The sequence below is a fragment of the uncultured Zoogloea sp. genome (assembly GCF_937894855.1).
GTDB lineage: Bacteria > Pseudomonadota > Gammaproteobacteria > Burkholderiales > Rhodocyclaceae > Zoogloea > Zoogloea oryzae.
In genome coordinates this window covers 1-18,498 of the sequence record NZ_CALAYQ010000028.1, presented here as the reverse complement: position 1 = coordinate 18,498, position 18,498 = coordinate 1, and the positions used below count along the sequence as shown (strand labels likewise).

Genomic DNA, 18,498 nt, shown 5'->3' with positions numbered 1-18,498 from the left:
AACGCTTCCCGGGCTTCGAGACCGACGTGCATGGCCTCGTGAAGGAAGTGAAGGATGGGCGCATCTACTACTACGTGGATTGCGTGCGGGACTGAGCGCCGGCTAATACGCTTTCCTCCGCAAGCCGACACAACGCCGCGAACAATTCGCGGCGTTGTGCTTTTTAGCGTGTGCAAGCTACGCGGAAAGCCGGCATGAGCGCGGCATTCGCCATGCAGATCATTGGATTCTGCATGCGGGCCGTTTTACACTTCGATTCATGCCCGCTGCTTACCAACCCGGCAACGTGTGGCGCTGTTCGGCTTTGCCGCCCGCACGGCAAGCACGCAAGCGCATTGATGGATGCCGGGTCGTCATAAAAGCAGGCTTGCCCTTCAACGCCTTGCTGCCACCATGACCACCGAACCTTCCGCTTCCGCTCAAACTCCGGCCTCCAGCGCCCAGCCCATTTGCACGCCTCCTCGTGGCTGGGTGTGGTATAGCAGCGCGGACTCCATCGCCCACGGCCAAATCTCGGTTCTGGCAGTGCTGGAAATTCCGCTGGCGATCGCCTTGTTCTGGTGGATCAGCCAGATTTCGCCGTGGCCGTGGTTTACCGTGCTGGGCCTGATGGCCGCGCCGATGCTGCTATTGCGCTCGCCCGCGTCGATTGCGGAAGGGGTGGAACGGTTGCGTAAGTATATCGAGAAGGATGAGGCAAGCCTAAGCGGAGCGCAAAAGGTGGGGTTGTTTGTGCTGTCACTGCTGGTGAGCGGTGGTGTGAGTTATGTGCTGGCGCATTACGGGCTACTTGATTTGACGGGGTGGGCGTTGTTTCTGCGTAGCGCGCTGGTAGGTTGGGTTTTGTTTGCGTTTGCGGTTGCGTTTGCGGTTGCGGTTGCGTTTGTGGGTGTGGTTGTGGGTGTGGGTGCGGGTGTGGGTGTGGTTGCGGTTGCGTTTGCGGTTGCGTTTGTGGGTGTGGTTGCGGGTGTGGTTGCGGGTGTGGTTGCGGGTGTGGCTGCGTTTGCGAGTGTCAGCGTTTTATTGGGCTTGGCGGCCTTATCGAATAAGGGGAGCAGTCAGGGCAAAATCGCGGACTCTTTCGCCGCAGCGGTGGTGTTTTATTATCTATCACCTGGAATGGTACTCGGCTTTTTTATTCGGGCGACGGGGATTCGCGTGGTGGCGACCGGTCGCCATGTCATGGCTGGGCTTAATTATTTCGCGGGAAACTGGCGCGACACCGTGCTGGTGATTGACGCGCTGCATCCACCCGCGCTTCTGCCGGGAGCGGAAACCGTCATGGAGCGGTTCACATTGGCAGGGCTATGGAAACAGCCAGATCGATCTCGCTCAGTTTCTACCGACGAGCGAATAATCGAGTGGTTTTTTAAGTTCTTCTTCTCCCCGATGATTTATCTTCCCGCCCTGATCTACCGCTGGAACATCAAGGCCAGCTCGTGGTTGTGGGGCCCGGTGGCTTTTGTGCTGCGCCCGGTGGCGTGGGTGAATCAAGAGGCGATGCGCAGCAAAACCGCGTTCTGGACGACCTGGGCCTTGCAGTCGGTGCTGGTGAGCGGGGTGCTATTGGGTGCGGCATGGCTGGCGATGCCGTATCTGCCCGCAGATTTGACCGCGGATTTGCCCCACGGGCTGCAAACCTGGAGCGCCCGGTGGCCCGCGCCGGAGTTGGGTGTGCGCTATGCGCTGCTGGCCCTGACTTTGGTGTCGCTGGTCGCGCTGCTGTGGGCGGCGTATCGGATGCGCGCTGCCCATGCCAAGGCCTTGGAAGGCGCGGGCGATTTTCATAATGGCTACAACGAAGCACTGAAGGCCGAATTCACCCGTCTCGCCGAGCCGGTGCGCCTTCTGCTGCGCTGGAATCTGGCGGTAATGGCGCTCACCATCTGGACCTTTGCGCTATGGTGGTCGCTCAAACAATGGCCGAATGAACTCGATGGTGCAGTGTGGGAATGGATCAGGCCGTTCTTGTAGCCCACGCCGCCGAGCCAACCCAAGTGCGGCGCTGGTAGGTGACGAACGCGAAAGGCAGGCCGGATTGCGCTACACGGGAATCGCGGGCGATCTCTTGCCAAGTCTGGCAATCAAAGTCCGGAAAGAACGCGTCGCCGGCGAAATCCGCATCAATCTCGGTCAGGTAGAGCCGGTCGGCCATCGGCAAAGCTTGGCGGTAGAGATCAGCGCCGCCCATCACGAAAACGATGTTGGTGTCTCCGGCGGCTGTGAGCGCGTCGGGCAGGCTGCCCACCACGGTGGCGCCATCGGCCGGGTAGGCCGCGTTGCGGCTCACCACGATGTTCACCCGCCCGGGCAGGGGGCGGAAGGCGTCGGGCAGGGATTCCCAGGTCTTGCGGCCCATGATGACCGGCTTGCCGCGGGTGGTCTCGCGGAAGAACTTCATGTCTTCCGGCAGGTGCCAGGGCATGCGGTTGTCGATGCCGATCACGCGGCCACGGGCGTGGGCGGCGATCAGGGCGAGAACGGGTTTGCTCACTGGACGACCCTCCTGCCGCTGCGCGGCATCCTCCCCAGGGGAGGAGTGAGCACTTCCTTCGGGCGGCCGGGCGGAAGTGCTCATACGGCCACCGGTGCGGAGATGTGGGGGTGCGGGTCGTAGCCTTCGAGGACGAAGTCGTCGATGGTGAAGGCGAAGATGTCCTTCACGTCCGGGTTGATGCGCATCAATGGCAGGGCGCGGGGCTCGCGGGAGAGCTGGAGCTGGGTCTGCTCCAGGTGGTTCACATAGAGGTGGCAGTCGCCGCCGGTCCACACGAAATCGCCCAGTTCGTAGCCGCACACCTGGGCCACCATCATCGTGAGGAGCGCGTAGCTGGCGATGTTGAAGGGCACGCCCAGGAAAATGTCGGCGCTGCGCTGGTAGAGCTGGCAGCTCAGCTTGCCGCCGGCCACGTAGAACTGGAACAGCGCGTGGCAGGGCGGCAGGGCCATGCCCTCGATTTCGCCCGGGTTCCAGGCCGACACGATGTGGCGGCGGGAATCCGGGTTCTTCTTGAGCGCCTCGATGAGCTGGGCAATCTGGTCGATGCTGCGCCCATCCGCGGTTTCCCAGCGGCGCCACTGCTTGCCGTACACCGGGCCGAGCTCGCCGTTCTCGTCGGCCCACTCGTCCCAGATCGAGACCTTGTTGTCCTTCAGGTACTGGATGTTGGTGTCGCCGCGCAGGAACCACAGCAGCTCGTGGATGATCGAGCGGGTGTGGAGCTTCTTGGTGGTGAGCAGCGGAAAGCCTTCGGCGAGATCGAAACGCATCTGCCAGCCGAAGACCGAGAGGGTGCCGGTGCCGGTGCGGTCGTCCTTGCGGTGGCCGCGTTCCGCCACGTGGCGCATGAGTTCGAGGTACTGGCGCATGAGGGCTGGAGGCTGAATCGAGAGGACGCGATTTTACCGGTTTAGGGCGTGCCCGCGTATCCGTACTTGCCCGCCGGGGTTTCGTCGGCAAGCGTGACGAAAAACACCTTTGTGCTAACATGGTTGATCGTGAAAAAACGTTTCGGATCATTGGTCCGAAGAGGCGCAGAGACACCCACATGGCAATCGGTTCAGCGGTTCAACACTCCCATCCGCTCATGCAGCAGGAAACGCTGAGCCGGATTCTGAACGACGTTGCCACCAGTGCCGCGCCCACGGCCATTGTCGAGCTGATCCGCTGGCTGGATTCCTTCCATTTCGAGGGTGAAGTCCCCCTCAACCAGCTTGCGCGCCTTGTCGCCATTCTCGACGAGGCCGCCCAGCCCCAGCTGCGCCAGGCCTCCGGGCTGTACCTTTCCAATGTGTTCGGCTCGCGCAGCGTGCGCTACAAGGCGTTGGGGCGGGATTTCTACGCCAGCCTCGGGCGTGCCTACGATCTCGTCCTGAACGGTCTCGCCACCGATTTCACCATCGACGACGCCGATCCGCTGCGGGTCGAGGTGCTGCTGCGGGCAGTGCGCGCCGCCGCCGGCGAGATGAAATGGGTCGCCTTCGATTACCAGGAGCTCGCGCCGGAAGTCTGGCAGCGGGCCATCGTCGCCTACCGCGCGGCCGGCCAGTACGGTGCGCTCAACACGCCGATCAACGTCCGCGAAGGGCGCGAGACGCGCTCGACGGTGAGCCGCGAATTCATCCGGCTGGTGGCCATGCAGTGCGCCAGCCTCGACCAGCTCTCGCCCGACCGCATCGAGGCGACGGACAAGCTGGTGCGTTATCTCCAGCATTCCCTTGCGCTGACCAGCGAGCCCCGCGGCGGCGGCCAGTTCTTCCTCGATCTGGAAAGCCTCTCGGCGCCCCAGCGCTGCCTCGCGGTGCCCGAGGACGTGCCTTCCACGATCCGCTATTTCCGCCCCGCCGACGCGGTGGTGATGCTCGGCGAACTGCGCCAGACGGTCGCCGACGGTGGGCTCGGGCCGCTGTTTGCGGGTATCGGCGTGCCGTCGGTGAGCGGGGCGATCCGCCATCTTTCGCGCCAGTGGGGGCCGGTGCCGCCCATGCGCCAGTATCGCCGCCACCCGGTGCGCGGTTCGCTGGCGCTGGCCACCGGGCTGGGTTTCATCCGCTCGCAGATCTCCGGCGAAGCCCAGATGCGGCCGGCGGCAGCCTGGGCGCTGCGGGACGCCAGCCGCAATGGTTTCGGGGTGATCTCCGGGGCCTTCGACCCCGACGTGTGCCGGGTGGGCGCACTGGTGGGCGCCCATGTGGGCGAGACGGGGCGCTGGGTGCTGGCGCTGGTGCGCCGGGTCCGGTCCGACATCGAAGGCGGCGCGGCGGTTGGGCTGCAGACCATCTCCAGCGAGCCCTATCCGGCGCTGCTCGATGATGGTGCGCGCAGCTGGAGCGGCATCCTGTGCGATCCGGTGGTGCGTGGCCGTGCGGTGCGCATCGTCTGCGAGCCCGGCGCCATGCGCTCGCCGCGGCCGGTGTTCGCCAAGGTGGCGGGGCGTACGGTCAAGCTGCAGCCGGGCACAGTGCTGGTCAGTGGCCCGGGCTACCAGATCGTCAGCTGCAATGTCGCCTGATGCCAAAATAGCAACAGGCTATCGAATGAATTGGATCAGGATGTTTGACGGCCGCCGGCGCGGCTGTTAAGTTATCGTCCATGACCTCCGCGCAGCAGACCAATCTCTTCTCCCTACTGGCCCTCTCCGGGCTGGGTCTGCTGCTGCCCTAACGGGCACATCTTTTCTCCCCCTTCCTGTTGTCGTACCCCGTCGCCCTTTAACAGGCGAATTGCGTCTTCGCACGCGTTTTGAACGGAGTTTCACCATGTCCACCCTCGATCTGTCCCTGCTGTCCCTACGACTGCGCCCCGGTTGCCAGGCCACGAGCCCGCGGCAGTCTGGCAGCCCCATGCCCGCATCCGAACACCCGAACCGTTTCCGACGAAAGCAAAGGACAAGACCATCATGTTGAAGAATCCGCAAACCAAGTACTCCGCCTTCCCCCCGGTCGCCCTCGCCGACCGCCAGTGGCCCAGCCGCACGATCACTCATCCGCCGATCTGGATGAGCACCGATCTCCGTGACGGCAATCAGGCCCTCTTCGAACCGATGAATGCCGCCCGCAAGTTGCAGATGTTCCGCAAACTCGTGGCGATCGGCTTCAAGGAAATCGAAGTCGCTTTCCCTTCCGCCTCCCAGACCGATTTCGACTTCGTCCGCCAGCTCATCGAGCAGGGCGAGATTCCCGGCGACGTGACCATCGAGGTCTTGAGCCAGGCCCGCGAGCACCTCATCCGCCGCACGATGGAATCCCTCAAGGGTGCCCGCCGGGCCATCGTCCACATCTACAACGCCACCTCGCCGGTGTTCCGCGAGACGGTGTTCGGGATGAGCAAGGGTGAGGTCAAGGCGCTTGCCGTCGAGAGCGTCACCCTCGTCAAGCAGCTCGCTGCCGAGCAGCCGGAGACCGAGTTCGTCCTCGAGTACAGCCCGGAAACCTTCACCGCCACCGAACTCGACTTTGCGAAGGAAGTCTGCGACGCCGTGGTTGCCGCCTGGGATCCGAAGCCGGGCGAGAAGGTGATCATCAACCTCCCGTCCACCGTGGAGGTCGGCTCGCCCAACTTCTACGCCGACCAGATCGAGTGGATGCACCGCAATCTCGCCCGCCGCGAGCAGATCATCCTCAGCGTACATCCCCACAACGACCGCGGCACCGCGGTGGCGGCCGCCGAGCTTGCCCAGCTTGCCGGCGCCGACCGTGTGGAGGGCTGCCTCTTCGGCAACGGCGAGCGCACCGGCAACGTGGATCTCGTGACCCTCGCCCTCAACATGTACACCCAGGGCATCCATCCGGGCCTCGATTTCTCTGACATCAACGACATCGCCCGCGTTGCCGAGGAATGCACCCAGTTGCCGATCCACCCGCGCCACCCGTACGTGGGCGATCTCGTCTTCACGGCTTTCTCGGGTTCGCACCAGGACGCGATCAAGAAGGGGCTCGAGGTGCAGCAGCCGGGCGCCCAATGGACGGTGCCGTACATGCCCATCGACCCCCATGACGTGGGCCGCACCTACGATTCGGTGATCCGCGTGAACAGCCAGTCCGGCAAGGGCGGCGTGGCGCATTTGCTCCAGGCCCACTACGGCCTCACGATGCCGCGGCGGATGCAGGTGGAGTTCAGCGCGGCAGTGCAGCGCCTCACCGACGAGACCGGCCAGGAAGTGGACGCCCATCAGTTGTGGACGCTCTTCGGCCGTGAATACCTCGAAGCCGACGCGCCGATCCGCTATGTGGCCCATCACCTCTTCGAGGCCGGCAGCCGTCAGGGCATCCGCATCGAGGCCGAGGTGAATGGCCGGGCGGTGGAGTTCGTTGGCGAGGGCAACGGCCCGGTGGAAGCGGCCGTGGCGGCCATCGGCGCGCCGATCCGCGTGCAGAGCTTCGAGGAGCGTTCGATGGGCGAGGGCGCCGACGCGGCAGCCATGTGCATCGTCGAGGTGGCGACGGAAGGCGTTGCCGGCAGCCGCTTCGGGGCGGGCATGAACCGCAACACCGTGACGGCATCTGTACGAGCGATCATCAGCGCGGCCAACCGCGCCGGGGCGCAGGTGTCGGCGGTCGCGGAGGATGCGGAAGGCTGCGCTGCCTGACTTGGCGGATTCAACCGTGGTCTGAAATGAAAAACGCCGGGTGTGAGCCCGGCGTTTTTCTTGGGTGACGCTGAGTCGATCAGACCGCCGCGAGGGCCTGGTCGAGATCGGCCAGGATGTCGTCGATGTGCTCGATGCCGATGGACAGGCGGACCATGTCTTCGGATACGCCAGCCTTCTTCATCTCTTCGGGCGACAGCTGACGGTGGGTGGTGGAGGCCGGGTGGCAGGCCAGGCTCTTGCTGTCGCCGATGTTCACCAGGCGGGTGACCAGCTTGAGCGCGTCCTGGAAGCGGCCGCCGGCGGCCTTGCCGTCGCCGTCGGCGCTCTTCACGCCGAAGTTGAGGATGCCCGACGCGCGGCCGCCCATGTACTTCTGGACGAGGGCGTTGTCGGCGTGATCCGGCAGGCCGGCGTAATTGACCCACGCCACCTTGGCGTGACCCTTGAGGAACTCGGCGATCTTGAGGGTGTTTTCGCAGATGCGATCCATGCGCAGGGCCAGGGTCTCGACGCCCTGGAGGATCAGGAAGGCGTTGAACGGGCTGATCGCGGCGCCCATGTTGCGCAGCGGCACGACGCGAGCGCGGCCGATGAAGGCTGCCGGGCCGAGGGCTTCGGTGTAGACCACGCCGTGGTAGGAGACGTCCGGCTCGTTCAGGCGGCGGAAGCGCTCCTTGTGCTCGGCCCACGGGAACTTGCCGCTATCGACGATGATGCCGCCGATGGAGGTGCCGTGGCCGCCCAGGTATTTGGTAAGCGAATGCACCACGATGTCGGCGCCGTGCTCGATCGGGCGGCACAGGTAGGGCGAGGGCACCGTGTTATCCACGATCAGCGGGATGCCGTGGGCGTGGGCGATGGCGGCCAGGGCCTCGAAGTCGGTGATGTTGCCCAGCGGGTTGCCGACGGATTCGCAGTAGATGGCCTTGGTGCGGGCGTCGATCAGCGGGGCGAAGGAGGCCGGGTCGCGGTAATCGGCAAAGCGCACCTGGATGCCGATCTGCGGCAGGGTGTGGGCGAACAGGTTGTAGGTGCCGCCGTAGAGTGTGGAGGCCGAGACGATGTTGTCGCCGGCTTCGGCGATGGTCTGGATCGCGTAGGTGATGGCGGCCATGCCGGAGGCCAGCGCCAGGCCCGCGATGCCGCCTTCCATCGCCGCCACCCGGGCTTCGAGCACGGCCTGGGTGGGGTTCATGATGCGGGTATAGATGTTGCCGGCCACCTTCAGGTCGAACAGATCGGCACCGTGCTGGGTGTCGTCGAAGGCGTAGGAGGTGGTCTGGTAGATCGGTACGGCCACCGCCTTGGTGGTCGGATCCGGGCTGTAGCCACCGTGCACGGCAAGGGTTTCGAGTTTCATCTTGATGGGTCTCCCGTTTGTTTTCTGCAGACGAAGGTGAAAAGTGTGGCTAATTGCCGCATCCGGGTTTTCCCGCGGCTTGTTCCGGGAACTGCCGGGTACATAATCCTTGGCAAGTCGCGATAATACGCAAAGTTGCGCGCCATTCGTCCTTATCTGGGGCAAACGGCAGCGGAACACAATAATAAGTGAGGGGACAAGATGGAACTCAAAGGACGCAATGCGACCTGGCTCGAGCTCGCCGTCGCGCCGCTGTGGCGCCTTGGCCAGACCCGGGTCCGGGTGCATCCGCTGCAGGGTGGCGGGGAGGGCTGTGTCGGCATTACCGTGGATGAACGCTGGCTGTGCGCCAATGACGGTCGCCTGACCGTATTCGGTTGCCGTGAATCGGCCTCGCGCTTCCTCGACCTGCTGCGCATCGATCACATGGAAGAGGGCGAGCCCTCCGAGCTGCCGGCCGGCTGCGGTTGTGGAGGCGTGCAGTGCATGCGTCTCGGCACCGCCGGGCTGCGCACCTGTGACGGTCTGGGTAAATCGGCCCGTCGTGCCGACGGCCCCCGGCGCATCGTCATTCAGTCACCGCCCCGCAAGATTTCGCTCAGAAGCGAGTTCATGCGCTGATCGAAGGCCATCAGCAGGATTTCCTCCGGGAGTTCCTGCTCGACCTGCACCGCGCGGCAGGTGGCCACCGCGATCCGCATCGCTTCTTCTGCCGGATAACCGTAGATACCGCAACTGATCGCGGGGAACGCGATCGTCCGTACGCCGTGCGCGGCGGCGAGCTTCAGGCTGTTGCGGTAGCAGGCCGCCAGGAGTTCGGCCTCGCCATGACTGCCACCGCGCCACAGGGGGCCGACGGTGTGGATCACGTAGCGTGCGGGCAGCCGGAAACCCGCCGTGATGCGCGCCTCGCCCGTCGGGCAGCCGCCCAGGGTGGCGCAGTGGGCGGTGAGTTCCGGCCCGCCCGCCCGGTGGATCGCGCCATCCACGCCACCCCCGCCCAGCAGGCTGCTGTTGGCGGCATTCACGATGGCGTCCACTTTCTGTAGTGTGATGTCTCCGACTTTCACCAAAATCCGTCCGTCGTTCATCCTGATGCTCCCGGGCCGCCGGCAGAAGCTTGCCTGAGTTCCATTGTGCGTGTTTCGAGATGAACCTGCGAGAAGACACCTCTTGCCAGCGGTACCTGATCGGGGTGAAAATAATACGGTATTACGCAATAGGGGGCGAAGTGGCAAAGCCGAAGGTGGTTACCGTGCTGTCCCAGAAGGGCGGCGCGGGCAAGTCGACGCTGACGATGCAACTCGCGGGCGGTCTCGCCAGGCGCGGAAAACGCGTGGCGATCATCGATCTCGATCCCCAGGAAACTGCCTCGCGCTGGGCCCACGCGGCGTCGGCGGCGGCGCCGTTTCCGGCGATGGTGAGCCGACTGCCGGGGGACCCCGACGGGTTGCCTCTGGCCATCAAGGCGGCGGGGCGGGATGCCGACTTGATCCTGCTGGATTGCCCGCCGTCCATCGAGCACGCCGCCACGCTGGCGTCGCTGCAGGTGGCGGACGTGGCCCTGGTGCCGGTGGTGCCGAGCCCGGCGGATCTGTGGTCCACCAAGGGCGTCGAGCGGCTGATCCTGCAGGTTCAGGCGAGCCGAAAGGGCCTGAAGGCGGCGCTGGTGCCCAACCGGGTGCTGCGCACCAACCTCGCCTGGGACGTGCTCGAGGTGATGCGGGATTTCACCCTCCCGGTGCTCGGCGCGGCCCTCTCCCAACGTAATGCTTTCGCGCAGAGCGCGGTGGTCGGCGGCACGGTTTATCAGCTGGGCCGGGCCGGCAGCGAGGCTGCGCGTGAAGTGGACAAACTGGTTGTGGAAGTCTTGAAACTGACAGGAGATAAAACATGAACACCAAAACCCGGTCGGCGCTGCGTTCGACTTTGCAGCAGGAGAGCGAAGCGCTCGAAACCCGTCTGCCTGACCCGACGCCCGCCGAGGCGCCGGTAGCGGCTCCGGCTCCGGCTGAGGCTGTCGAGGTGACGCCGGCGGTGGAAGCTGCGGCGTCCGAGCCGGCACCGGTGGTCGAGCCCGCTCCGGTCGCCGAGGCGCCGGTCAAGGCCGAGAAGCCGAAGGCCCCCGCCAAGCCCGCGCCCAAGCCCGCCGCGAAGGCTGCGCCGAAAGCCGTGAAGGCGCCTGCGAAGGCCGCCAAGCCGGCCGAAGCCGCGGCACCGGTCGAAGCTGCTCCGGCGCCCGCGGCAACGCCGGCACCCGTCGTGGCCAAGAAAGTCGTCAAGCCGGCCAAGCCGAAGCCCGTGAAGGCGGAGAAGGTCGAGAAGGCGGAAAAGCCCGCCAAGCAGCCCAAGGCCAAGGCTGAAAAGCCCGCCAAGGTGGTGCGCGAGAAGGTCGTGCGTGATTCCTTCTCGATGCCCAAGAGCGAGCACGCCCAGCTCAAGGCGCTGCGCGAGACGCTGGCCAAGGCTGGCCGCATCTGCACCAAGTCCGAGCTGCTGCGGGCCGGTGTGCAGCTGCTGCTGAAGGAATCGACGGCCAGCACCAAGGCGCTGGTCGAGGGCCTGGTGGTGGTGCCGAAGGGCAAGGGCGCGAAGTAAACCTGCGCTGGATTGTTTCAAGAACGGCAACAATGGACGATCCATTGTTGCCGTTTTTGCGTTAACGGGCCTCGTCCACCACAAGCCGGACCCGCACCAACCCGCGCAGACCGTTGCCGGCGTAGATCGCATCGGCGCGTTGCAGGTCGTCCGGGCGGAGCGTCGCCTCCTGCGCCCGGCCTTCCCGCAGCAGGCGGCGGCGCAGGGTGCCGTTGAGGAGGCCGGCGCTGGTGGGCGGGGTGAGCAGCACGCCGTCCCGCTCGATGAAGAGGTTGCTGCGGGCGCCTTCGGCCAGCTCGCCCCGCTCGTTGAGGAAGAGCGCGTCGAAGTGGCCGGCCGCCATCACCCGGGCGAGTTCCCGGTCGTACAGGGCGCGGGCGGTGGTCTTGTGGCGCAACAGCAGGTCGTCGCTGGCGATGGAGTGGGGCGACAGCACCACGGTGGCGTCGGCCGACGGGGCGCCGGCGCCGAGGGGCGCCTGCTCGAGGGTGAGATCGCCCTGCTGGCCGAGGGTGACGCGGACGCGCCGGGGCGTGTCGGCTTCGACGCCCGCGAGCAGCTGCCGGAAGGCGTCGGGGTCGAAGGCGAAGCCCAGCTCGGCGGCGGACGCGGTGATGCGTTCGAGGTGCTCGGGCAGGTACGGAAAGCCCGCGCCCGGCTCGAAGCGCAGGGTTTCGATGAGGCGCAGACCCTTGGGCAGCCCGGTGAGGAAGCGCGCCTTGAGATGGCATTCGGCCCACTCGGCAGTCGGGCGGGAGTCGAACACCACGCCGCTGCCCACGTCGAGGCGCGCTTCGCCGTTGTTCAGGCGCAGGGTGCGGATCGGCACGCTGAAGCGGAAGTCGCCGCCGGGGCGAATCCAGCCCAGGGCGCCGCAGTACAGGCCGCGGGGCGCGGTTTCCAGTTCGCGGATGATCTCCATGGCGCGGATCTTGGGGGCGCCGGTGATCGACCCACAGGGAAACAGCGCCCGGAAGATGGCGGGCAGGTCGGCGTCCACGGGCTCGGCGACGACGCGAGAGGTCATCTGCCAGACGGTGGGATAGGGCTCGATGCGGCACAGGTCCTCGACCCGCACGCCGCCGGGCGGTGCAAGGCGGCCCATGTCGTTGCGGATGAGGTCCACGATCATCACGTTCTCGGCGCGGTCCTTGGCGGAGGCGGCGAGGGCGGCGGGGTCGGTGTTCCGCGGAGCGGTGCCCTTCATCGGCCGGCTGGCGAGGGTGCTGCCGTGGCGTTCGAGGAAGAGCTCGGGAGAACGGGACAGGATCGCGTCGTCGGTGTGGGCGATGAAGGCGCCGTAGCGCACCGGCTGGGCCGCGCGCAGGGCGCGGTAGAGGGCGGCGGGCTGGCCGAAGGCGGGGCCGGTGAGCGGGAAGGTGAAGTTGACCTGATAGCAGTCGCCGACGGCGATGTAGTCGCGGATGCGTTCGGTGCGGGCGAGGTAATCGGCTTCGGTGATGCCGGGGGCGAGCGTGCCGACGCCGCCGGGTGCGTCGCCGGCCATTTTGGCGAGCCAGGCATCGACTGCGGCGTCGGAGAGCCATTCGCCGTGGGCGAAGATCCAGCCGGTGACGAGGGCTTCATCGCCGGCGGGCAGCAGCGGGCGAAGGCGGGGTTCGATGGCGTAGCCGAGTTCGTAGCGGGCGGCGAGGGCGACCCAGGCGCCATCCTTGGCGGCCTTTTCGAGGCGGGCGAGGGCGGCGGGCCAGGCGTCGGGATCAGTGCAGCGGATTTCCTCGACGAGGCCGGTGAGCAGCCACGCGCCGGCGGAGCTGGCGTCGAGGTTGTCGTCGAAGAGGGCGAAGGCGGGCGCGGAGTCGGGGTGGTGCGGCATCGCCGCGGAGTTTACCTGCTCGTCAGCGGTTGGCGTAGAAGAAGGACTGGAATTCGGCGTCGCGCAGCTGGGCGGCCTGGGCCTCGGTGTCATCGAGGATGATGCCGAAGTGGCAGGCGTGCGCGGAGGCCAGCCTGGTCAGGGTGGCCCCGACCCGCCGTCGGTGAGCGGCATGGTCGGGAGGCGTCAGAGAAAGAACCGCCCGCCATGAAGCACTGGCCGGGCGGGGTTGCTCACAGCAGCGGACTGCCGGAGTGTTCGCCGCGTTCGTACACCACGTGGGCACGGCCGACGAGGAGCGGGTCGAGGGGCCCGATGTGGTCGATGTCTTTGTTGGCGTAGGGCAGCTTGTGGAGGATGTAGCGCATCGCGTTGAGACGTGCGCGCTTCTTGCAGTCCGACTTGATGACCGTCCAGGGGGCGTCGGCGGTGTCGGTGTGGAAGAACATCGCCTCCTTGGCCTTGGTGTAGTCCTCCCACTTGTCGAGGGACGCCAGATCGATGGGGCTGAGCTTCCACTGCTTGAGCGGGTGGGCTTCGCGTTCCTTGAAGCGCCGACGCTGCTCTTCGCGGCTCACCGAGAACCAGAACTTGATGAGATGCACGCCGCTACGCACCAGATGGCGTTCGAACTCGGGCGTCTGGCGCATGAATTCGAGGTATTCGTCGGGCGAGCAGAAGCCCATCACGCGCTCGACGCCGGCCCGGTTGTACCAGGAGCGGTCGAACATGGCGATCTCGCCGGCGGTGGGCAGGTGCTGGATGTAGCGCTGGAAGTACCACTGGCCGCGTTCGGTGTCGCTGGGCTTTTCGAGGGCCACGACCTTCGCGCCGCGGGGGTTGAGGTGTTCCATGAAGCGCTTGATGGTGCCGCCCTTGCCAGCTGCGTCGCGGCCTTCGAAGAGGATCACGACGCGCTGGCCGGTTTCCTTGACCCAGGCCTGGAGCTTGAGGAGCTCGACCTGCAGGCGGTACTTCTGCTTCTCGTACGCCTTGCGGGACATCAGGTTCTTGTAGGGGTAGGCGCCTTCGCGCCAGCCGTCGGCGAGTTCTTCGTCGGGGTGGGACGGCAGCCTCTTGTAGACCGCTTCGTCTTCGGCCAGGAGGGCCTTGCGCAGGACTTCGGCGTCGTCGGGCGAGGCGCCGGCCATGATGGCCTGGAGGGTCTCGGCGATGCTGTGGGTGTCGTGCTTGGCGAGGGTGGCGACGATGTCGGCAACGGCGGTGGCCTTGGCGTCACGGGCGGCATCCACGGCCTCGTCGATCACGAACTGCTCGATGGCGGCCGCGGTTTCTTTCGGGGCCACATCGCCGGTTGCGGCACGGCGCGGAGCGGGACGGGCAGGTCGGGACATGGTTTTGGCGTTTGTTTTTTCAGTCATTTACGCTTCCTTTTTCTCCGTTTTGTGTCCGTTCTGCGCAGCGCGCGGCGTAGTTGCGGCAGCGCTCGATGTATTCGGCGGTGCTCTTGGGCATCGGGGTGCGGGCACGGGTGATGTAGCTCACCAGGTCGCGGCCCTGCTGGACGAGCAGGCGGCCGTCGGTCACGAGGTGCTGGTCTTCACTGTTGCTGGGCATCTCGGCGGCGTTGAAGTGGGCGCAGAGGCGCTCGCCGGCGGTCACGAAGCTGGTCCAGATGTCGAAGATGTCCGGGTCGGTACGCAGGGTTTCGGTCTTGATGTGGGCAGCCTTGGCGAAGGTGCGCACGTGGGGGGCGATGCCCCGGAAACAGGGCAGCGGGTCGAAGTACTCGACCATGGCGTTGGCGATCAGGTCGATGTCGCGCAGGGTGAGGGCGATCTTGACGTAACGGCTCTCGTAGAAATCTTCGAGGGGGATCGAGAAGGCCTTGAAGGGCTCGCCCCACAGCTCGTCGATGCCCTCTTCGCCGGAGCGGTGCAGCACCAGCCGGCCGAGGCCGAGGGCTTCCTGCAGACATCGGCCGCATTCGCGCATCAGGGCGTTGTCGGACTGGATCTCGATGCCGACGCTCTGCAGCTCGACGAGCTTGGTGAAGATGTCGGCCGCGCGGTTGAACAGCGCACCGGCGAGCATGGCGCCTTTCACGCGGCGGCGGTCGGTGTCGGGTTCGTCCTCGTAGCTCTTGCGGGCTTCGTTGAGGCGGCTGCCAGGGATGTTGAGCCCGTGCTCGACATGGTTGAAGAGTCGCCGGGTCAGCGCGCCGATGAGCTTGCGTTTGGCCTGGAGCGTGTCTTCGGGAACGGCGTAGGTCTTGACCCAGTAGCCGGAATAGAAGACGCGTTCCCTACCGTCGATGACCAGGCGGGAGCCTTCCGGAATGTCGTCGTCCATGGTTCGTTGTTGGCTGCATTTCGATTACGGGAATTTGAAATTCTGCACCAGAATCGGCGTCTGCTGGCGCTCTGGCGCGAGAATTTCACGGGCCTGCCAAGGTGGCAGGCACGCTATGACAACGTGGCAGGCTCAGGCCAGTCCGTCGAGCACCTGGACCTGCACGGTGTCGCCTTCGGCCACGTTGCCCTGGGCGGGGCCGAGGACGATGAAGCAGTTGGCGTCGGCCATCGAGCTGAGGATGCCTGAGCCCTGGGCCGGGGTGCTCTTCACCTGCCAGCCGGTGTCGCCCTGGAACAGCACGCCGCGGATGAATTCGGTGCGGCCGGGCTGCTTGCGGATCGGGGTGACGCAGGGCACCGGCAGCAGGGGCGGCTCGGGGATCGGGTCGATGCCGGCGAGGCGCATCAGCGCGGGGCGGGCGAACTGGTAGAAGGTGACCATCACCGCCACCGGGTTGCCAGGCAGGCCGAACAGCCAGGCGGCGCCGTCGTTGCCGCCGATGCGCCCGAAGGCCATCGGCCGGCCGGGTTTCATGGCGATCTTCCAGAACAGCACTTCGCCCAGGCGGGCCATCACCTCGCGGGTGAAATCCGCCTCGCCCACCGACACGCCGCCGCTGGTGATGACCGCGTCGGCAATGCCGGCGGCTTCGCGCAGGGTGGTTTCGAGGGCGTCCGGGTCGTCGCGGATGACGCCGATGTCGATGATGTCGAAGCCCAGGCGGCTCAGCATGCCGAAGATCGTGTAGCGGTTGCTGTCGTAGATCTGGCCCGGGGCGGCCGGGGTGCCAATGGTGGCGATCTCGTTGCCGGTGGAGAAGAAGGCCACGCGTAGGCGGCGGCGCACGGCCACCTCGCCGATGCCCAGGGACGCCACGAGGCCCAGCTCGGCGGGGCGGATGAGGCGCCCGGCGGGCAGGGCCGGGAGGCCGGCGCGCAGGTCTTCGCCGGCGCGCCGGACGTTCTGGCCGATACGCTGGCCAACGGGGATCGTCACCTTGCCGTCGGCGGCGCGGGTGACTTCCTGCATCACCACGGTGTCGACGCCGGCGGGCAGGGGCGCGCCGGTCATGATGCGCACGGCCTGGCCGGGGCCGACGCTGCCGTCGAAGCTCTGGCCGGCAAAGGCGCTGCCGATGATGTCGAGCACGGTGTCGCCGTCGGCGTTGAGGTCATCGCCGCGCAGGCCGTAGCCGTCCATGGCCGAGTTGTCGTGGGCGGGCACGTCGATGGGCGAGATGACCGGCTGGGCCAGCACCCGGCCGAGGGCGTCGCGCAGGGGGATGTGCTCGATGCCGCTGATCGGGCTCACTGCGTCGAGGATCAGCTGGCGGCCGAGGTCTGCATTGAGCGCGGTCGGGTCGTAGGCGTCGTGGCAGCTGAACTGCCGGGCGAGGGAGGTCACCGGGGGAAATCTCCAGCTTGGTGTGCGCGGAGTTCGTCCGGCGTGTTGATGTTGGCGAAGGCCTCGGGCGCGTCGTCGAAGGGGCAGGCGACCCACTTGAGGCGGCGCAGCCAGAGCTCCATCTTGCGTCCGCCGGCGCGGGTGAAGGCCTGCAGGTCGGGCAGGGCGAAGCTGCGCATCAGCGCGAACACTGGTTGGAGCTGGTCGCCGGTGCGGGCGACGGCCACACTGGCGCGCTCGGCGCACAGGGCTTCGGCGAGGCGTGGGACCAGATCGGGCGGGAGGAAGGGGCTGTCGCAGGGGGCGGTGGCGAGGTAGGGCGTGGTGCATGCGGCGAGCCCGGCCTCGAGCCCGGCCAGCGGGCCGGCAAAGCCTTCGAGGCGGTCGGGGATCACCGGGCGGCCGAACATCGCGTAATGCTCGGTGCTGCGGTTGGCGCTGATGAGGATGGGTCCGACCTGGGGGGCGAGGCGGTCCAGCACGTGGCTGACCATCGGCCGGCCGTCGAGGAGGGCGAGGCCCTTGTCGACGCCGCCCATGCGGCTGCCGCGGCCGCCGGCGAGGATCAGGCCGGTGATGTTTTCCGGGCTGGCGGGGATCATCTCAGCCACCGATATAGGACATTTCGATCTTCCGGAGCGGCGCGGTGGCGGCGGTGCGGATCTCGGAATAGCGGTCGCCGCGCTGCTGCCAGATGCTGCCGATTGCCGCGGAGAGTTCGGCGTCGCTGCGATTGTCGCGCATCAGGCTGCGCAGGTCGTGGCCGCTCTGGGCGAACAGGCAGGTGTAGAGCCGGCCTTCGGTGGACAGGCGGGCCCGGGTACAGGTGGAGCAGAAGGCCTGGGTGACCGACGAGATCACCCCGATCTCGCCGCTGCCATCCACATAGCGCCAGCGCTCGGCCACTTCGCCGGTGTAGTTGGGGTCGATGGCTTCGAGGGGGAAGTGTTCGCCGATGCGCCGGATGACCTCGGCCGAGGGGATCACGTCGTCCATCCGCCAGCCATTGGAGCTGCCCACGTCCATGAACTCGATGAAGCGCAGGATGTGGCCGCTGCCGCGGAAGTGGCGGGCGAGGGGGACGATCTCCTGGTCGTTCATGCCGCGCTTGACCACCATGTTGATCTTGACCGGGCCGAGGCCGGCGGCGGCCGCGGCGTCGATGCCGGCCAGCACGTCGGAAACCGGCACGTCCATGTCGTTCATGGCCTTGAAGACGGTGTCGTCGAGGGAATCGAGGCTCACCGTGACCCGCGACAGCCCCGCCGCCTTGAGGGCCGCGGCCTTCTTGGGGAGCAGCACGCCGTTGGTGGTGAGGGTGACTTCCATCCCAGGGATGGCTGCCAGCTGGGCGACCAGACGTTCGAGGTTGCGTCGCAGCAGCGGCTCGCCGCCGGTGAGGCGGATCTTGGTGACGCCGTGGGCCGCAAACAGCCGGGCGATGCGGGTGATCTCCTCGAAGCTGAGGAGGGATTGTCGCGGGAGGAAGGCGTAGTCCTTGTCGAACACTTCCTTGGGCATGCAGTACACGCAGCGGAAGTTGCAGCGGTCGGTGACCGAGATGCGCAGATCCTTCACCGCACGGCCGCGGCTGTCCAGCAACTGGCCGGTGGGGGCCGGCAGGTGGGCGGGGATCTGGGGCTGTTGGCCGAGCAGGCGCTCGTCGACCAGGGGAATGACTCGCTGATTCATCGTCTCGCAGGGGGTTGGCAACGCGTGCCGCGTTTGTAGCGCGGCGCGCGTGCAGCCGCCTTGTCGTGGGGCAAGGCTCGGGTGTTCCGCCAGAAAATTATCGGCGGCGAAACGACGCAGGGCAAGCGGCACCTGAAACCGCTGCCGAGCCTGTCCGAATTTTTGTGTTTGAGGCATAACATCAGACCCGGAGGGAATGG

16 protein-coding genes are annotated in these 18,498 nt (G+C 66.5%); 6 read left to right on the top strand and 10 right to left on the bottom strand.

Going from position 1 to position 18,498, the window contains the following annotated elements:
- Positions 1-393 precede the first annotated feature (393 nt).
- On the top strand, positions 394-1,974 hold the full coding sequence (locus Q0672_RS02815; protein ID WP_298619487.1) for a hypothetical protein: 1,581 nt from the start codon (positions 394-396) through the stop codon (positions 1,972-1,974).
- Here Q0672_RS02815 and Q0672_RS02810 read toward each other — a convergent pair.
- Both Q0672_RS02810 and Q0672_RS02805 read right to left on the bottom strand, forming a co-directional pair.
- Positions 1,958-2,494, bottom strand: coding sequence for a dihydrofolate reductase (locus Q0672_RS02810; RefSeq protein WP_298619484.1), 537 nt, complete (start codon positions 2,492-2,494; stop codon positions 1,958-1,960). The two genes, Q0672_RS02815 and Q0672_RS02810, sit on opposite strands and share 17 nt — an antisense overlap.
- 80 nt (positions 2,495-2,574) lie before the next feature.
- Complete coding sequence (locus Q0672_RS02805; protein WP_298619481.1) at positions 2,575-3,369, bottom strand: thymidylate synthase; 795 nt, start codon at positions 3,367-3,369, stop codon at positions 2,575-2,577.
- Between the two features lie 218 nt (positions 3,370-3,587).
- Here Q0672_RS02805 and Q0672_RS02800 point away from each other — a divergent pair, with 218 nt between their 5' ends.
- Both Q0672_RS02800 and leuA read left to right on the top strand, forming a co-directional pair.
- The gene (locus Q0672_RS02800; RefSeq protein WP_298619479.1) at positions 3,588-5,012 is read left to right on the top strand and encodes a hypothetical protein; all 1,425 of its coding nucleotides are present in this window, start codon (positions 3,588-3,590) and stop codon (positions 5,010-5,012) included.
- 387 nt (positions 5,013-5,399) lie between these two features.
- Positions 5,400-7,088, top strand: a complete 1,689-nt coding sequence (leuA, locus tag Q0672_RS02795; protein ID WP_298619477.1) for a 2-isopropylmalate synthase — start codon at positions 5,400-5,402, stop codon at positions 7,086-7,088.
- A 79-nt stretch (positions 7,089-7,167) separates the two neighbouring features.
- On the opposite strand, the gene Q0672_RS02790 is transcribed toward leuA, so the two are convergent.
- Positions 7,168-8,451, bottom strand: a complete 1,284-nt coding sequence (locus tag Q0672_RS02790; protein ID WP_298619474.1) for an aminotransferase class I/II-fold pyridoxal phosphate-dependent enzyme — start codon at positions 8,449-8,451, stop codon at positions 7,168-7,170.
- Between the two features lie 201 nt (positions 8,452-8,652).
- Here Q0672_RS02790 and Q0672_RS02785 point away from each other — a divergent pair, with 201 nt between their 5' ends.
- Positions 8,653-9,072, top strand: a complete 420-nt coding sequence (locus Q0672_RS02785) for a hypothetical protein (RefSeq protein WP_298619471.1) — start codon at positions 8,653-8,655, stop codon at positions 9,070-9,072.
- Here Q0672_RS02785 and Q0672_RS02780 read toward each other — a convergent pair.
- Positions 9,024-9,542 carry an O-acetyl-ADP-ribose deacetylase gene (locus Q0672_RS02780; protein ID WP_298619468.1) on the bottom strand — a complete coding sequence of 173 codons (519 nt, stop codon included), beginning with the start codon at positions 9,540-9,542 and terminating at the stop codon, positions 9,024-9,026. The genes Q0672_RS02785 and Q0672_RS02780 overlap by 49 nt on opposite strands.
- A gap of 59 nt (positions 9,543-9,601) precedes the next feature.
- Here Q0672_RS02780 and parA point away from each other — a divergent pair, with 59 nt between their 5' ends.
- The gene (gene parA / locus Q0672_RS02775) at positions 9,602-10,348 is read left to right on the top strand and encodes a ParA family partition ATPase (RefSeq protein WP_367179915.1); all 747 of its coding nucleotides are present in this window, start codon (positions 9,602-9,604) and stop codon (positions 10,346-10,348) included.
- Positions 10,345-11,049, top strand: coding sequence for a hypothetical protein (locus Q0672_RS02770; RefSeq protein ID WP_298619466.1), 705 nt, complete (start codon positions 10,345-10,347; stop codon positions 11,047-11,049). The genes parA and Q0672_RS02770 overlap by 4 nt, the downstream gene beginning before the upstream one ends.
- A 61-nt stretch (positions 11,050-11,110) precedes the next feature.
- Here Q0672_RS02770 and pabB read toward each other — a convergent pair whose 3' ends face one another.
- From pabB to moaA, 6 genes are all read right to left on the bottom strand, one after another.
- A complete protein-coding gene (pabB, locus tag Q0672_RS02765; protein WP_298619463.1) occupies positions 11,111-12,886 on the bottom strand; it encodes an aminodeoxychorismate synthase component I in 1,776 nt (591 codons plus the stop codon).
- Between the two features lie 233 nt (positions 12,887-13,119).
- Positions 13,120-14,241 carry a polyphosphate kinase 2 gene (gene ppk2, locus Q0672_RS02760; protein ID WP_298619490.1) on the bottom strand — a complete coding sequence of 374 codons (1,122 nt, stop codon included), beginning with the start codon at positions 14,239-14,241 and terminating at the stop codon, positions 13,120-13,122.
- 19 nt (positions 14,242-14,260) lie between these two features.
- Positions 14,261-15,199 (bottom strand): hypothetical protein, encoded by a 939-nt coding sequence (locus Q0672_RS02755; protein WP_298619460.1) that lies wholly within the window; start codon positions 15,197-15,199, stop codon positions 14,261-14,263.
- Between the two features lie 132 nt (positions 15,200-15,331).
- Positions 15,332-16,606, bottom strand: coding sequence for a gephyrin-like molybdotransferase Glp (gene glp / locus Q0672_RS02750; RefSeq protein ID WP_298619458.1), 1,275 nt, complete (start codon positions 16,604-16,606; stop codon positions 15,332-15,334).
- Positions 16,603-17,208, bottom strand: a complete 606-nt coding sequence (mobA, locus tag Q0672_RS02745) for a molybdenum cofactor guanylyltransferase MobA (RefSeq protein WP_298619456.1) — start codon at positions 17,206-17,208, stop codon at positions 16,603-16,605. The genes glp and mobA overlap by 4 nt, the downstream gene beginning before the upstream one ends.
- A 1-nt stretch (position 17,209) precedes the next feature.
- Complete coding sequence (gene moaA / locus Q0672_RS02740; RefSeq protein WP_298619454.1) at positions 17,210-18,298, bottom strand: GTP 3',8-cyclase MoaA; 1,089 nt, start codon at positions 18,296-18,298, stop codon at positions 17,210-17,212.
- Positions 18,299-18,498 lie beyond the last annotated feature (200 nt).

Coding starts and splice junctions, on each gene's coding strand:
- Q0672_RS02790 (WP_298619474.1), bottom strand. CDS start 8,451: ATGAAACTCGAAACCCTTGCCGTGCACGGTGGCTACAGCCCGGATCCG.
- Q0672_RS02805 (WP_298619481.1), bottom strand. CDS start 3,369: ATGCGCCAGTACCTCGAACTCATGCGCCACGTGGCGGAACGCGGCCAC.
- pabB (WP_298619463.1), bottom strand. CDS start 12,886: ATGCCGCACCACCCCGACTCCGCGCCCGCCTTCGCCCTCTTCGACGAC.
- Q0672_RS02815 (WP_298619487.1), top strand. CDS start 394: ATGACCACCGAACCTTCCGCTTCCGCTCAAACTCCGGCCTCCAGCGCC.
- Q0672_RS02800 (WP_298619479.1), top strand. CDS start 3,588: ATGCAGCAGGAAACGCTGAGCCGGATTCTGAACGACGTTGCCACCAGT.
- parA (WP_367179915.1), top strand. CDS start 9,602: ATGAACCTGCGAGAAGACACCTCTTGCCAGCGGTACCTGATCGGGGTG.
- leuA (WP_298619477.1), top strand. CDS start 5,400: ATGTTGAAGAATCCGCAAACCAAGTACTCCGCCTTCCCCCCGGTCGCC.
- mobA (WP_298619456.1), bottom strand. CDS start 17,208: ATGATCCCCGCCAGCCCGGAAAACATCACCGGCCTGATCCTCGCCGGC.
- Q0672_RS02780 (WP_298619468.1), bottom strand. CDS start 9,542: ATGAACGACGGACGGATTTTGGTGAAAGTCGGAGACATCACACTACAG.
- Q0672_RS02755 (WP_298619460.1), bottom strand. CDS start 15,199: ATGGACGACGACATTCCGGAAGGCTCCCGCCTGGTCATCGACGGTAGG.
- ppk2 (WP_298619490.1), bottom strand. CDS start 14,241: ATGTCCCGACCTGCCCGTCCCGCTCCGCGCCGTGCCGCAACCGGCGAT.
- Q0672_RS02770 (WP_298619466.1), top strand. CDS start 10,345: ATGAACACCAAAACCCGGTCGGCGCTGCGTTCGACTTTGCAGCAGGAG.
- moaA (WP_298619454.1), bottom strand. CDS start 18,298: ATGAATCAGCGAGTCATTCCCCTGGTCGACGAGCGCCTGCTCGGCCAA.
- Q0672_RS02785 (WP_298619471.1), top strand. CDS start 8,653: ATGGAACTCAAAGGACGCAATGCGACCTGGCTCGAGCTCGCCGTCGCG.